The following is a 14,397-nucleotide window of genomic DNA, read 5'->3' on the forward strand; positions in this document are numbered from 1 at the left end:
CACCCGCCGATCGCCATCAGTGCGGCGTCGCCAACGGCCTCTGCTCCGCTGCTTGAGGGCATATCTCATTACGGGCACCCGCCGAAGAGGCTTGTGTGACAACGACAGACGTTTCACGTGAAACCAGTACCCTCCGCACAGGCCAATAGGCACAAGACCGAAATCGCGCATACTGACACCCTGTATTCATCAGCTTGAGGAAGTCGGGTCCTGCTTCGTCACCCCTGGTCATCAGATTAAGATTAATAGCTAAGTTGATTCTATTTTGGCCCGAAGAGCCTGGTTCACGTTGGCCCACACAGCGTGAGATGTGCAGGGAAGGCGTTAGCCGGGATGATGGATAGTCATTGGGCCGACCGTTTCACGTGAAACATGCCTTACCGAGGAATTTAGCAGACGGCAGCCGCTGCATATTGGATAGAACCATCTCTTAGATCGGCTAGAGGGCTCGCGTAACTCGATAATGTGGCCACGTTCGAGTGCTCCCGCCAGTGAAGCGATCGGCGGAACGTTGCCCGAGTGAAGCGGTCACGTAGATAAGTTCAGTGTCTATAGAGGTGGACCTGCCACTGTTTCACGTGAAACGAGCGCAACAACCCGACCGATCGCGCCGACTATACGTCTTGGAGCAACTATCTATGCCGCCAACACCAGACCGGAAGTCTAATAGCAACAGTTCCGATTCGACGGCTCTCGGAACGGTAGTCAACCGACCCACAGGAATCGTCGTAGCCTTGCCGCGTGGGACGTGAGCAATTCGGCGAGAGGATCTTCCTGGACTAGCAGCGAAACCCAACTAAACGGGGTTGAATAGAAGTTGGGCGGGTGAGGATCGACAATGTCATTCTCACCCGCCCAACTTCAATCAACTCAGAGCAGCTATTCCGCCGGCGACTCGACTCCAAGCAAGCTCAGAATGCGGTCGAGGTCGTCTTGATTCGCGAACTCTACGCTCAGCTTGCCCTTCTTCTTTCCGACCGTGATGTTGACCTTGGTATCAAGACGATCGCCCAGGCGTTCAGCAACTTCAATGAACTGAGGTGCCACGCGTGTGGTTGCACGTGAAACATTCACCGAGTCGCCACGGTTAAGAAGCACCACAGCTTCTTCGGACGCTCTCACAGAGAGTCCCTCAGCAACGATGCGCTGAGCAAGAATCTCCATGTGCTCCGCCTCGCGAAGACCCAAGATCGCGCGAGCGTGTCCTGCTGAAATGACACCAGCAGCTACACGCCGCTGCACCAACGGAGGCAAACGAAGCAGGCGAAGAGTATTGGAAATCTGCGGGCGAGAACGTCCGATCCGTTCGGAAAGCTCCTCCTGAGTGCAGCCGAAGTCCTCGAGCAGCTGGCCATATGCAGCGGCCTCCTCCAACGGGTTCAGCTCTGCTCTGTGCAAGTTCTCAAGCAGAGCATCCCGCAAGAGGTCTGTGTCATCAACGTAGCGAATGATCGCAGGGATAGTTGAAAGACCTGCGTCCTTCGTCGCCCGAAGACGACGTTCACCCATGATGAGTTCGAAGCGTTCGTGGTCACTTGGCTTCTGTCGGACGACGACGGGCTGCAGCACACCGATCTCGCGGATGCTGTGTACAAGTTCACTGAGCTGATCTTCGTCAAAGAAGGTACGGGGCTGACGAGGGTTGGCATCAATGCGATCAACGTCGATCTCGCCAAACTCCGTATCGGGGATCGAATCAACTCCCGCGATTCCAATATCTTCGTTTGCTACCGAGTCGTCATCTTCGTTGCCGGAGGCAGGCGTCGACGATGCGGGCGAGGGCTCAGCCGCAGCAGACACTTCATGTGTAGTTGACGGTTCATCTGCCGCGGTCTCTTGTCGAGCCTCATCGAAGACTTCATGGCCTGACCTGTATACCCCGGGATGGGTCTCCAGAACATCGTCCGCCTGCGTCGACTCTTCGTCAGCTCGATCTACGGTCGAGTCCACAGGTGTCGCCTCGACGTCGGGTTCAGCAGTTTCAACGAAAGATGCTTCGATATCGGCTGTGCTGTCGAGCACCGATTCCGCTTTACGCTCTGCAGCGGCGGTCGCGGGTGCCTCGCTCGCCGCCTTGGTGCTCGACGCATGAGTTGCAGTCTTGGTTCCTGTCGAGGTCTTAGCACTCGATTTCGCAGGCGTCGATTTCGCAGGCGTCGACTTCGCAGAAGAACTACCAGACGCTCCGGTCTTCGCTGCGCTGGCTTCAGCCGTTGCGGATTTCGCCCCTGAAGCGGCCTTCTTCGCTTTTGTCTGAGACGCGGCGGGTTTGGACGAGGTTGAGCCACTTGCCTTCTTCGCAGAAGCGCTCTTCGCTGGCCCACTCTTCGCAGTCGTGCTCTTCGAAGTGGGGCTCTTAGCCGGCGACGACTCAGAAGCAGGTGCATCCGCCTTAGTGGTCTTCGACGTCGAAGACGCGGATGACGCTCCGGCCTTAGGCTTGCGCCTGCGTGAGGACTGCATGGAGGCTGCAGGATCCGTGCGAACGGCCCGAGGTGCCTTCGGCTCTTCTGTCGTCTGCTTGGTATCTTCAGGCTCGCCACCGGAGAAGAACACGTCGACTGGTCGGTCGCTCGACGCCGCATCCGGAATCAAAGCGCCGAGACCACGTCCCAATCCACGCTTCCTGCGTTCAGCCACGATTTACTCCTCGTTGTGCGATTTCTTCGGCTGCTTCCCGGTAGGACAAAGCGCCACTGGAATGGGGGTCGTACGAAATGACAGTCTGTCCGTAGCTCGGAGCCTCTGAAATGCGCACGGAGCGTGGAATCGAGGATGACAGGACCTGCTCGGGAAAATGAGTCCGTACATCATCGGCTACTTGGGCGCTGAGGTTGGTCCGCCCGTCATACATCGTCAGAAGGATTGTGGAGATCGCCAATTTCGGATTGAGATGCTTCTGGATGAGCTGAATATTCTTCAGCAGCTGACTCAAGCCCTCAAGCGCATAGTATTCGCACTGAATCGGGATGAGCACTTCGCGGGCGGCGACGAACGCATTGACTGTCAGAAGGCCCAAGCTCGGAGGGCAGTCCACGATGACGTAGTCCACTCGACTTCCTGCCGCAGCCTGTTCATCGAGATAGACATTCAGGGACCTCTGCAGGCGCTGTTCTCGAGCGACAAGAGACACCAGCTCGATCTCGGCCCCGGCAAGATCAATAGTCGCCGGCACACATTTGAGAGTCGCGAAGTCCGGGCACTGCGCTACGGCTTCACGCATCGGTACGTCATCGATGATCACATCGTAGATGCTGGTGACTTCCGAATAGTGGTCAATGCCCAGAGCAGTGCTGGCATTGCCCTGGGGATCGATGTCGATGAGCAGAACGTTGAGATTCTGATTCGCCAGCGCAGCAGCGATATTCACAGCGGTCGTGGTTTTCCCGACGCCACCCTTCTGGTTGGCGATCGTGAAGATCCGGGTAGAGTCTGGTTTTGGAAAACTCACCTGGGACAGTCGATCGGCGCGTCGATTGTCGCGCGCGATTGCAGCACCTATGGGAGACGACTCGTCCATGATCGGCATTCGGCGCACTCCATCATCCATTGGTTTCACAAAGCTATACTCAGCCTAGACCAAATCTACTTCGTACTATTTCTTGACTATCTCGACGACACGGCTAGGCACTTCGAGGATTCCGCCGTCAGCGATGTGAATCTTCGGCTGAGACAGTCGGTATCGCTTCAGCAGCTTCTTCGTCTTCGCCAGTTCAGCCTCGACAGAAGCACCTTTGAGGGCCAGGATCCGTCCATCAGGACCCATCACTTCATGAGTCCATTCGATGAGAGTTGTCATCGCCTTGACCGCCCTCGAAGTCACAACGGTGAACATCTCCTCGTCAACGAGCTCTTCGACGCGAGCTCGGACGATACGAACGTTGTCCAGTTGAAGATCATCGACGACCATCTTCAGCCACTCGACTCGGCGCTCCATCGGTTCGATGAGAACCACCTGCGCTTCAGGACAAAGCAGGGCTATCGGAATACCTGGGAGACCAGCGCCGCTGCCGACGTCGCCGACGACATCACTGTCATCGATGAACTCAGCCACAACAGCACAGTTGAGGATGTGCCTGGTCCAGAGCCGGTCGATCTCGCGGGGGCCGATCAGTCCCCATTCGATGCCGGTGGTTGCCAGATGCTGCGCATACCGGTTAGCTGCGGGGTAGGCATCTCCGAAGAATTCTTCGGTGCCTGCCGGGGGAATTTCGAGAGCGGAAATGTCAGTCATGGGCGGGACGGACGAGTACATGCCGGCCGTCACCCTCACCTTCGGACTCCGAAACCAAACCGGCCTGAGCAACCTGATCGTGGATGATCTTGCGCTCAAAGCTGTTCATCGGTTTGAAAGCGAATTCATTGCCCGACTCTTTGACGTCTTCGATTGCGCGCTTCGCCTGCTTGATCAGCTCGTCTCGACGGTTGTTGCGGAAGCCGTCGATGTCGAGCATCAGCCAGGATCGCTGACCGGTGCTGGTCTGGACTGCCAGTCGACTCAGCTCCTGGAGTGCGCCGAGGGTTTTGCCTTCTCGGCCGACCAACGTGCGCAGGTTGGAATCATCGTCGTCTTCGCAGACGATCGACAGTTGTGCGCGCCCGTCTCCGACATCAATGTCGATGTCGCCATCGATGTCGGCAAGGTCCATCAGTTCTTCGAGGTAGTCCGCTGCGATCTCGCCCTCTTCTTCGAGGAGCTCGGCTCTCGTCGGCTTCGCATCTTTTTCGGTGCCGCTGTCCGCAGCACCCGCGTCGGCAGTCTCATCGACGGTCTCATCAACAGTCGTGTCGACATTCTCTTCAGTCATGGTTCTTCCTCAGCGCTTCTTGTTCTTCTTGCGGTTCTTGCTCACCGGCTGCTGCCGCTGACGGCTCTGGTTCGGGGTCTGCTCAACAACAGTGTCAGTGCCACCCTTGATCTCAGGCTGCTGAACGGGCTTGCCCTTGCGAGCCTTCCGCTCCAGCATCTCCTTCTCGGCTTTGGAGCCTGGGGCCGGCATATTGCGGATGACCACGTGCTGCTGGCACATCGTCCAGGTATTCGAGACGAGCCAGTAGAAGAGAACGCCGAGCGGGAAGTAGATGCCGCCGATGCCGAAGACGAGGGGCATCACGTAGAGGAGCATCTTCTGCGACTGCATCATCGGGTTCGCCATAGCGGACTCAGACATGTTCTTCGCCATCATCTGTTTCTGAGTGATGAACATCGTCGAGGCCATGATCACGATGAGAACACCGGTCAGCAGCTTGACGCCAATGCCATCCGACATGAACGTCGCCGACAGCGAAATGCCGAATACCGAAGACTGCTCGGCCTGAATCGCGAGCTCCTGAGTGAACCCGCCGATCGCTCCGACCGAGCCGGAGGCCACGTCCGGCATGTTGTGGATGACACGGAACAGGGAGAAGAAGATCGGCATCTGCACGAGGAGCGGCAGGCACGAAGCCCATGGGCTGGTCTTGTTGTCGCGGAACAGGTTCATCTGCTCTTCGGCCATGGCCTGACGCGAGTACTGGTCCTTCTTGCCCTTGTACTTAGCCTGCAGGCGCTGAATCTGAGGCTGCAGCAGCTGCATCTTCCGCTGGGACTTGATCTGATAGACGAACAGCGGAATCAGGATTGCACGGATCACAAGGGTCAGCCCGGCGATCGACAGAACCCAGGTCCAGCCATTGGCTGCTGGCAGGCCGATCGCGGTGAAGATCTCGTGGAAGATCGCGAGGATCCAAGCAACTACCCACTGCAGCGGGTAGAGCAGCTTGTCCATCCAGTCCATTCAGTACTCCTCGTTACAACGATTCTTCACGATCGTTCATTTTGCCATTGTTCGCGGGTCTTCGCGACACAGAACCATGGGTCCTGCTCTCGCGTGTACCGGAGGGGTCAGCCACCGGAATGTCGTGATGCACAGACGCGCTGAACATCTGCTGCTCACACGACACGATTGTCAGCGGCCATCTTCGTCATGCATTGAAACTGAGCGGGCCTGGCGCGCTGAACCGGGAACATGGTCCACCCCGCCAGGGGAAAAAGGATTGCATCGCAGTATTCGCCACCCAGTTAACACCATTCCCTTGAGAACTCCGTGTATCTCGAAGGCCTCCAGGCCGTACATCGAGCAACTGGGATAGTACCGACATACCTGTCCGTACAGTGGAGACACCACGACTCGATACGCTCTGATGAACCACACAAATGGCATGCGCGGCCCGATTCGGATCACCCACCAGACTGTGGGCCAGAAACCGGCCGGTCTGCGGGGCACCTCCGAGGGGTGCTTCAGATCATGTTCGGCGTCCACGGCTCTCTAGTTTCTTCTGCGCTTTGTCCATCAGCATCGTGACCTCGGACTCAAGCACGGAGAATTCCGCTTCTGCCGCTTGGGGCAATGCTCTGATGACGAACAGAGCACCGGGATCAAGGCTGTCGAGCCGGACTCGCATGATCTCTCGAAGACGACGTTTCACTCGGTTCCGTCGAACGGCGTTTCCAACGGCCTTGGATACGATGAAACCCACGCGTGCAGCGTGGGAATCATCACTATCTATCAGGCTGTGTGCCATCAAATGGTCCGAGCGCACACGGACGCCAGCTTTGAAGACCCTTCTGAAGTCGTCTCCGCTGCGGATCCGGTGAGCCGCGGTGATCACACTTATGCCGAAACTTCGGCACGTCCCTTGCGACGACGTGCGGCCAGGATCGAACGGCCGGCACGGGTGCGCATGCGCAGACGGAAGCCGTGCTTCTTGGCGCGCTTGCGGTTATTGGGCTGGAAAGTACGCTTACTCACTTCAAGTCTCCGATTTCTAGGTTGCGGTCGAACGACGGTGCGTTCTCACAAAAAACGGCGGTACGAGTCTCGACCGCCGAGCACTCCTGTGCATAAGAGCCAAAAGATATTCAAGATAATCGGATGAAGCCCGGTACACAGGACACTCCATCTTAGCCAAGGTCAAAGTTCCTGGTCAAACTCGATGTCAATGTTTCACGTCACTGTCGTGAACTGTTCGCCGGAATTCATCCTCTGCGCATCGGCGGTCGTCCACAAGTAACAAGCGTGTAGTTTTCCACATGGTTATCCACCAATGTGGAGGATTGCTGGGATGACTCGTCAGTTCTCCACAAACTGTGGAAAACTATGTGGAAGTCATACACAGGTGTGGACCATGCCAATAGGAAACTACGAAAACGGAGGAAGATTGACGGTGTCGAATTCCAAGAATGAGCTCATCAGCCAATGGCGGACGGTGGTCTCGACCCTGGATCAGGACCCCAGTCTCACCGCTCATCAGAGGGGCTTCCTCTCACTTGCAGTGCCCAAGGCTCTCGTCGACAACGCATTGGTCCTGCTTGCTGTCCGGGATGAACACACGCGCAGAACCATCGAGACTCGCCTCCTCGGTCCTCTGACCAGGGAGTTCTCTCATGTTCTTGGGTTCGAAGTGACCTTCGGGTTCGTCGTCGATCCCGAACTGGACGTTCCGATCAGGTTCGAAGATCTCATCGGGGAACCCACACCGGGATCACCCATCGAAATCGATCCGGAGACATCCACCTCGGCGATGGGATCTGCCGGGTCTCCGGCCTATGCACCGTCACAGACCGCGACCGCTGCGCCTCAGACCCCGGGGCCCTACAACCGCGCGCCACATCCGCAGCCGCAGACGCCCAGGTACGAGGACACCGGGCCAGCGCCCAGCAACGGGGCGCCTGTGGAAAGAACGACGCGAGAGATGAAGATCGCCGAGGCGACCGCCGCCCAGTCGACTCCACCGGTCGAGGTTCCCGGCGTCGCCCAGCTCAACCCCAAGTACACCTTCGACACCTTCGTCATCGGGGCGTCCAACCGATTCGCCCATGCTGCGGCCTTCGCCGTGGCCGAGGCACCGGCCAAGGCCTACAACCCTCTGTTCATCTACGGCGATTCGGGGCTGGGTAAGACACACCTCCTGCACGCGATCGGGTACTACGCGACACAGCTGTTCCCCGAGATCAGAGTGAAATACGTCTCGAGCGAAGAGTTCGTCAACGACTTCATCAACACGATCGGTTCGTCGAAGACGTCGAACTCCCTGCGACCAGCATTTCAGCGTCGCTACCGCGAGGTCGACATCCTGATGATCGATGACATCCAGTTCCTGCAGGGCAAAGATGCGACGGTCGAAGAGTTCTTCCACACATTCAATGCTCTGCACAATGAGGTCAAACAGGTCGTCATCACCTCTGACCAGCCCCCGAAGATGCTCAAGGGCTTCGAGGAGCGACTGCGTTCACGCTTCGAGTGGGGCCTCCTGACAGATGTGCAGCCCCCGGACATGGAGACGCGCTTTGCGATTCTGCGTCGGAAGGCGGCCGGCGAACACCTCGATGTTCCCAATGACGTGCTCGAATACATCGCATCGCGGATCTCCTCGAACATCCGCGAGCTCGAGGGCGCTCTCATTCGTGTGACTGCCTTCGCCAACCTCAACGATCAACAGGTCGACGTCAGTTTGGCCGAGACCGTCCTCAAGGACTTCATCACCCAGGACGACACCCCAGCCATCACCGCTGCCGACATCATGGGGCAGACCGCTGCCTACTTCAGCCTCACCCTCGATGACCTGTGCGGCACATCCCGATCACGGACACTGACCACTGCTCGCCAGATCGCCATGTACCTGTGCCGTGAACTCACGGAGCTGTCGTTGCCGAAGATCGGACAGGCGTTCGGCGGCCGCGATCACACCACCGTGATGCATGCGAACAAGAAGATTCGAACTCAGATGGCTGAACGACGGGCGGTCTACACTCAGGTCACCGAGTTAACAAACCGCATTAAACAGCAACATCGCCTATAGAACGCGGTATACACATCTGTGGATAACCATGGGGACAAACCACGTAACCTGGGGATAGAATGGTGGATAACTTCACGAAGTGAGTGGACGGATGTGAACTACATGGATGTGCTTACCCAAGCGCCCACCGAAGCATGTGTCTGTGTACACAGGGGATCCACACCCTCGGAAGTCGCTCGGCCCTTGATTACTAGGGCGTAACCGTTGGTTGTCCACACACTCCACAGGTGCTAATACTTCTACTCTATGAATTGAAGTTGTAAGAGGGTGACCGCCACCGACTGCATCGGCTCGGTCGAGAAGCTCTCGAGGGAGAGCTCGACACACACTTCGACCACGCTCGATTATTCGAACACATGGTCACAGTCGATTCTCGAATGCGAGATCCTTCAGGTCCTGATCTGAGCAGAGCCTGTGGCTGATCATGTTGTTGTCAGCCCGATGCCCCGACGCTGAGATTTCCGCTAGGCTGTGTAGAGTTTTCCGAGCAACGTCAAGCCAGTGTCTTGAATACGTCGGGTGGTCGCCCCGAAGGAGTAAAGTGAACGCCGAAGCATCTCCCCTGAAGTTCAAAGTCAATCGCGATATCCTTGCCGATGCGGTGACTTGGGCTACCAAGACCCTCCCCAGTCGTCCTTCCGCACCAGTGCTCACCGGCATTCTCATCACCGCCGAGGCTGGTGGGACCGTACGTCTCTCCGTCTTCGACTACGAAGTCTCGTCCCGAGTCGAGATCGCAGCCGATGTCGTGACCGCCGGCACTGTTCTCGTGTCCGGCCGACTCCTCGCCGACATCTCCAAGGCCCTCCCGAACCAGGAAGTCACGCTCGAGCAGATCGATTCGAAGGTCGACGTCACCTGCAGCTCGTCTCGGTTCTCACTGATGACGATGCCTGTCGGCGAATACCCATCGTTGCCTCAGGTCCCCGACGCCTCAGGGACCGTTGCAGCCGGTGAATTCCAGAACGCCGTCTCACAGGTCACGATCGCAACGTCGAAAGACGACACCCTGCCGATCCTGACCAGCGTTCGCGTCGAGATCGAAGGCGAAAAGGTCACACTTCTGGCCACCGACCGCTACCGGCTCGCTGTCCGGGAGTTCACCTGGAACCCCGGACGTCCCGACGTCTCCGCTGTCGCACTTCTGCGCGGACGCACTCTCTCTGACGTCTCGAAGTCACTCGGCGGTGATGTCACGATCGGTCTGAGCAACGATGCAGGCAAGGATCTCATCTCCTTCACCTCGGCGGGCCGAGTCACAACCTCACTCCTCGTCGAAGGTGAGTACCCCAAGGTTCGTTCGCTGTTCCCTGATTCCGTGCCGATCCACGCGATCGTCGAAACCGGTGTTCTGCGTGAAGCTGTCCGTCGTGTCTCCCTCGTCGCCGAACGGAACACTCCGCTGCGCTTCGAGGTCAGCGACGGGATGCTCACACTCCACGCCGGAACCGGCGACGATGCCCAAGCATCGGAAGCCGTCGAGGCTGTGCTGCAGGGTGATCCGATCACAGTCGGCTTCAATCCTCACTACATCGCCGAAGGTCTCGCTGCCATCGAGAGCCCGTACGTGAACTTCTCGTTCACCCAGCCGATGAAGCCCGTCATCATCTCGGGTCAGAGGGATCTGGAATCGTCGGCCGACGAATCGTATCGGTACTTGCTCATGCCAACGCGTATCTGAATGTGGATATCCCGACTTTCGCTGCGTAACTACCGGTCCTATCCCGAGCTCGACCTCGAGTTCGAACCCGGGGTCACCACATTCGTGGCCGACAACGGGACCGGCAAGACCAATATCGTCGAAGCCATCGGGTATCTGGCTCACCTGCGCTCTCATCGAGTGGCCTTCGATGCGCCGCTGGTCAATGAATCCGCGCACACGGCAACCGTGTCCGCTCTCGTCAACCGCGATCAGCGACATGCCACGGTCGAAGTCTCGATCCAGTCCAAGGGCGCGAACCGGGCACGGGTCAACCGCTCCCCGGTGAAGATGAAGGAGATACTCGGACTCGTCTCCTGTGTCGTCTTCGCACCAGAGGATCTCAGCCTTGTCCGGGGCGAACCAGCAGAACGACGGTCATGGATCGACACCTTGGTCGTTTCCCGCAATCCTCGCTATTCCTCGGTGATCACAGATTTCGAACGTGCTCTCAAGCAGCGCAACGCACTGCTCAAACGTCTGCGCGAGGATCGCGACCCCGGCCTCGAGGCGACGTTGGACATCTGGAACATGGCCTATGCGGACTCAGCCTCCGAGCTGGTGTACGGCAGGCAGAGGATCCTCGCCGATATCGTCGAGCCGCTGCAGAAGAACTTCGCCTATATCGCTGCCGATGCTCGACTGGAACGTCAAGGAATCAAGGCTCGCTACGATTCACGCATCGATTATTCTCAGGCCGAATCCGCTGCCGAATGCCGGGAGCTGCTGCTGGCTGCCCTCGAGCGCAGACGCACCACGGAGATCGAACGGGGTCTGACCCTGCACGGTCCCGGTCGTGACGACCTGGCTCTGACGATCGGCGACCATCCGGCGAAGGGCTACGCCTCACACGGCGAGACCTGGTCGCTGGCTCTTGCCATGCAGCTGGCCGGATGGGATCTGCTGAGCTCCGATGCCGGGTCGGCCGCCGAACAGCCGGTCCTTGTCCTCGACGATGTGTTCGCCGAACTCGACACTGGACGTCGGAACCGACTGGCCTCTCGGATCACTGAAGCTGAGCAGGTATTCATCACCGCAGCCGTCGACGGAGATCTGCCCACAGGGCTTGAGGGCCGAAGGATCGCTCAGGAGCGTCTGCTCCCATGAGCGGGATCGAGAAAGACACCTCAACTCCGGTCGCAGCACTTGAAGCTCTTGACCGGGTGCGTCGGATGGAAGCGACCGAAGCGAAATTCGTCCGCAGCCGCCGCCGGTCACGACTGCGAGGCGAAGCCATCTACTCCTCGCCGGGCAAGGACAAACGTGACCCTGCAGCGATCTCATCGGCGCTGGGAAAGCTGATCTCCGCCCGAGGCTGGTCGTCTTCCATCGACATCGGCAAGGTGCTGGGCCGGTGGCCTGATCTGGTGGGAGAACAGGTCGCAATGCACTGCAAACCCGTCGACTTCTCTCCTCCGCTGCTCATCATCGCCGCCGACTCGACGACATGGGCGACTCAGCTGCGGGTGCTCAAGCCCACGATCCTCAGAGCGTTGGAGGCCGGTCTCGGCTCGCAGACGATCACGGAGATTGAGATCCGCGGGCCACGAGGACGTAGTTTCAAGAAGGGTCGGCGCAGTGTGTCCGGACGTGGTCCACGAGACACCTTCGGCTGAGAAGTTTCCGAGTCTGTACTGCGGCAGATCTGAAAAACCATAGAGGGCCTTAAACGGCGATAGCCGGTCCCGTTCGTGCCCGGGGGTACATCTGAGGCTTCAAAATTCCGCAAATGCACCTTAATGGGCCGCTTACGGGCATTTCCGGGCGTGGCGCGGTAGAATAGGAAGCTGTTAGCGCCCACCCGCACTAGGAGTCATATGACGACCGAGGATCTACCCCATTACGATGCCGGGGATATTACGGTACTTGAGGGTCTCGAAGCAGTTCGCAAACGACCTGGCATGTATATCGGTTCGACTTCGGAACGCGGTCTCCACCACCTGGTTCAGGAAATCGTCGACAACTCCGTCGATGAGGCGATGGCCGGGTACTGCGACCACATCGAGGTGACGATCCTCGCCGACGGTGGTGTGAGAGTCGTCGATGACGGGCGTGGAATGCCGGTGGCGATGCACCCCACAGAGGGTAAGCCCACCGTCGAGGTGATCCTGACCATCCTGCACGCCGGCGGTAAGTTCGGCGGAGGCGGCTATGCTGTGGCCGGCGGTCTGCACGGTGTGGGTTCGACTGTGGTCAATGCGCTGTCCGAGCGCCTGGAGGTCGAGGTCCGACGCGACGGCTACGTGTGGAATATGGACTTTGAGAAGGGTGTTCCCACCGGGGAGCTTCGCCGCGGCGACGAGACCTCCGAGACCGGCACGATGGTGACCTTCTGGCCGGACTCGACGATCTTCGAGACCACCGATTTCTCGTATGAGTATCTGCGCGCGCGCTTCCAACAGATGGCGTTCCTCAACAAGGGCATGAAGATCAGCCTGACCGATGAACGGCACGTTCAGATCGACGACGACAACGTCCAGATCGACGAGGACGAAGAGACAGTCGCCAAACCGCGTGAGGCGACGTATCACTACGAACACGGTCTGCTCGACTACGTGCAGTACCTGAATGCGACGAAGAAGGCCGATCTCATCCACCCGGATGTCATCGTCTTCGAGTCCGAGGAGCCCGGCGAGACGCTCTCCCTCGAGATCGCGATGCAGTGGACGACGTCCTACAGCGAATCGGTCCACACCTACGCCAACGTCATCAACACCCATGAGGGCGGCACGCACGAAGAGGGCTTCCGCACGGCCTTGACCTCGCTGATCAACAACTACGCTCGGGAACAGAAACTTCTGCGGGAGAAGGACGCCAACCTCACCGGTGACGACATCCGTGAGGGGCTGACAGCTGTCATCTCAGTCAAGCTCGGCGATCCGCAGTTCGAGGGCCAGACGAAGACGAAATTGGGCAACTCCGAGGTCAAGGGCTTCGTCCAGCGCGTTGTCCGCGATGAGCTCGGCCACTGGATGGAATCCAACCCGGCTCAGGCCAAGGACGTTGTGCGCAAGGGTCTCCAGGCATCCCAGGCGAGACTGGCTGCTCGCAAGGCCCGTGAAGCCACGAGGCGCAAGGGACTGCTCGAATCCTCGGGCATGCCAGGCAAGCTCAAGGACTGCCAGTCAAAAGACCCGACGATCTCCGAAGTCTTCATCGTCGAGGGTGACTCCGCAGGCGGCTCCGCAACACAGGGGCGCAATCCGAATACCCAGGCGATTCTGCCGCTGCGCGGCAAGATCCTCAATGTCGAGAAGGCCCGACTCGACCGGGCTCTGGGCAACAACGAGGTCCAGGCCATGATCACGGCCTTCGGCACCGGCATCGGCGAAGAGTTCGATCTTGACAAGCTGCGTTACCATAAGATCGTGCTCATGGCCGACGCGGATGTCGACGGCCAGCACATCACGACACTGCTGCTGACCTTGATCTTCCGTTACATGAAGCCGCTCATCGAACACGGCTACGTCTACCTGGCGACTCCTCCGCTGTATCGACTCAAGTGGTCGAACGCCCCGCACCAGTTCGCCTACACCGACAACGAGCGCGATGGTCTGCTCGAAACCGGACGAGCCTCTGGCAAGCGTCTGCCCAAGGACATGGCGATTCAGCGTTACAAGGGTCTGGGCGAGATGAACTATGAGGAGCTGTGGGAGACCACGATGGATCCTGACCACCGGCTGCTCAAGCAGGTGTCGCTCGACGATGCGATTGTGGCCGACGAGATCTTCACGGTGCTCATGGGCGATGACGTGGATTCGCGTCGACGCTTCATCCAAGAGAACGCGAAAGACGTTCGCTTCCTCGATATCTGATCCTCACCGTCGGTTCTCGGCCGCTGCCGGGAGCCGACGGTC

14 protein-coding genes are annotated in these 14,397 nt (G+C 58.6%); 6 read left to right on the forward strand and 8 right to left on the reverse strand.

Annotated features, from left to right (window positions below; translation table 11 throughout):
• Positions 1 to 879: 879 nt before the first annotated feature.
• Positions 880 to 2,022: a ParB/RepB/Spo0J family partition protein gene (locus JFC13_RS19440; protein ID WP_332839437.1), complete on the reverse strand. Its 1,143-nt coding sequence runs from the start codon at positions 2,020 to 2,022 to the stop codon at positions 880 to 882.
• Positions 2,023 to 2,101: 79 nt separating this feature from the next.
• Here JFC13_RS19440 and JFC13_RS19445 point away from each other — a divergent pair, with 79 nt between their 5' ends.
• Positions 2,102 to 2,257 carry a hypothetical protein gene (locus tag JFC13_RS19445; RefSeq protein WP_232488669.1) on the forward strand — a complete coding sequence of 52 codons (156 nt, stop codon included), beginning with the start codon at positions 2,102 to 2,104 and terminating at the stop codon, positions 2,255 to 2,257.
• 375 nt (positions 2,258 to 2,632) lie between these two features.
• Here JFC13_RS19445 and JFC13_RS15390 read toward each other — a convergent pair whose 3' ends face one another.
• From JFC13_RS15390 to rpmH, 7 genes are all read right to left on the reverse strand, one after another.
• Entirely contained in the window at positions 2,633 to 3,529 is an 897-nt protein-coding gene (locus JFC13_RS15390; protein ID WP_232488670.1) for a ParA family protein, read from the reverse strand.
• 66 nt (positions 3,530 to 3,595) lie between these two features.
• Positions 3,596 to 4,234 (reverse strand): 16S rRNA (guanine(527)-N(7))-methyltransferase RsmG, encoded by a 639-nt coding sequence (rsmG, locus tag JFC13_RS15395; protein WP_198397945.1) that lies wholly within the window; start codon positions 4,232 to 4,234, stop codon positions 3,596 to 3,598.
• The gene (locus tag JFC13_RS15400) at positions 4,227 to 4,808 is read right to left on the reverse strand and encodes a Jag family protein (protein ID WP_096168405.1); all 582 of its coding nucleotides are present in this window, start codon (positions 4,806 to 4,808) and stop codon (positions 4,227 to 4,229) included. Before JFC13_RS15400 ends, rsmG begins: the two co-directional genes overlap by 8 nt.
• Positions 4,809 to 4,817: 9 nt before the next feature.
• Positions 4,818 to 5,777, reverse strand: a complete 960-nt coding sequence (gene yidC, locus JFC13_RS15405) for a membrane protein insertase YidC (RefSeq protein ID WP_198397946.1) — start codon at positions 5,775 to 5,777, stop codon at positions 4,818 to 4,820.
• Between the two features lie 171 nt (positions 5,778 to 5,948).
• The gene (gene yidD / locus JFC13_RS15410; protein WP_232488687.1) at positions 5,949 to 6,203 is read right to left on the reverse strand and encodes a membrane protein insertion efficiency factor YidD; all 255 of its coding nucleotides are present in this window, start codon (positions 6,201 to 6,203) and stop codon (positions 5,949 to 5,951) included.
• 82 nt (positions 6,204 to 6,285) lie between these two features.
• Entirely contained in the window at positions 6,286 to 6,651 is a 366-nt protein-coding gene (gene rnpA / locus JFC13_RS15415) for a ribonuclease P protein component (protein WP_198397948.1), read from the reverse strand.
• 2 nt (positions 6,652 to 6,653) lie between these two features.
• On the reverse strand, positions 6,654 to 6,791 hold the full coding sequence (rpmH, locus tag JFC13_RS15420) for a 50S ribosomal protein L34 (protein WP_009882743.1): 138 nt from the start codon (positions 6,789 to 6,791) through the stop codon (positions 6,654 to 6,656).
• Between the two features lie 415 nt (positions 6,792 to 7,206).
• On the opposite strand from rpmH, the gene dnaA reads away from it, so the two are divergent.
• The 5 genes from dnaA (at position 7,207) to gyrB (ending at position 14,355) form a co-directional block, all read left to right on the forward strand.
• Positions 7,207 to 8,841, forward strand: a complete 1,635-nt coding sequence (gene dnaA / locus JFC13_RS15425; protein ID WP_096168401.1) for a chromosomal replication initiator protein DnaA — start codon at positions 7,207 to 7,209, stop codon at positions 8,839 to 8,841.
• Between the two features lie 541 nt (positions 8,842 to 9,382).
• On the forward strand, positions 9,383 to 10,522 hold the full coding sequence (gene dnaN / locus JFC13_RS15430) for a DNA polymerase III subunit beta (protein ID WP_198397949.1): 1,140 nt from the start codon (positions 9,383 to 9,385) through the stop codon (positions 10,520 to 10,522).
• Entirely contained in the window at positions 10,523 to 11,647 is a 1,125-nt protein-coding gene (recF, locus tag JFC13_RS15435) for a DNA replication/repair protein RecF (RefSeq protein ID WP_198397950.1), read from the forward strand.
• Positions 11,644 to 12,156, forward strand: a complete 513-nt coding sequence (locus JFC13_RS15440; protein ID WP_096160144.1) for a DUF721 domain-containing protein — start codon at positions 11,644 to 11,646, stop codon at positions 12,154 to 12,156. The genes recF and JFC13_RS15440 overlap by 4 nt, the downstream gene beginning before the upstream one ends.
• 201 nt (positions 12,157 to 12,357) lie before the next feature.
• Complete coding sequence (gene gyrB, locus JFC13_RS15445; RefSeq protein ID WP_198397951.1) at positions 12,358 to 14,355, forward strand: DNA topoisomerase (ATP-hydrolyzing) subunit B; 1,998 nt, start codon at positions 12,358 to 12,360, stop codon at positions 14,353 to 14,355.
• The last annotated feature ends 42 nt before the right edge of the window (positions 14,356 to 14,397 follow it).

Origin of the sequence: Brevibacterium antiquum (assembly GCF_016107655.1) — a bacterium.
Lineage (GTDB): Bacteria > Actinomycetota > Actinomycetes > Actinomycetales > Brevibacteriaceae > Brevibacterium > Brevibacterium antiquum.

Excerpts from the sequence above, each read along its gene's own strand:
- JFC13_RS15390 (WP_232488670.1), bottom strand. The coding sequence starts at position 3,529 with ATGCCGATCATGGACGAGTCGTCTCCCATAGGTGCTGCAATCGCGCGC.
- rsmG (WP_198397945.1), bottom strand. The coding sequence starts at position 4,234 with ATGACTGACATTTCCGCTCTCGAAATTCCCCCGGCAGGCACCGAAGAA.
- JFC13_RS15400 (WP_096168405.1), bottom strand. The coding sequence starts at position 4,808 with ATGACTGAAGAGAATGTCGACACGACTGTTGATGAGACCGTCGATGAG.
- yidC (WP_198397946.1), bottom strand. The coding sequence starts at position 5,777 with ATGGACTGGATGGACAAGCTGCTCTACCCGCTGCAGTGGGTAGTTGCT.
- yidD (WP_232488687.1), bottom strand. The coding sequence starts at position 6,203 with ATGCCATTTGTGTGGTTCATCAGAGCGTATCGAGTCGTGGTGTCTCCA.
- recF (WP_198397950.1), top strand. The coding sequence starts at position 10,523 with ATGTGGATATCCCGACTTTCGCTGCGTAACTACCGGTCCTATCCCGAG.
- JFC13_RS15440 (WP_096160144.1), top strand. The coding sequence starts at position 11,644 with ATGAGCGGGATCGAGAAAGACACCTCAACTCCGGTCGCAGCACTTGAA.
- gyrB (WP_198397951.1), top strand. The coding sequence starts at position 12,358 with ATGACGACCGAGGATCTACCCCATTACGATGCCGGGGATATTACGGTA.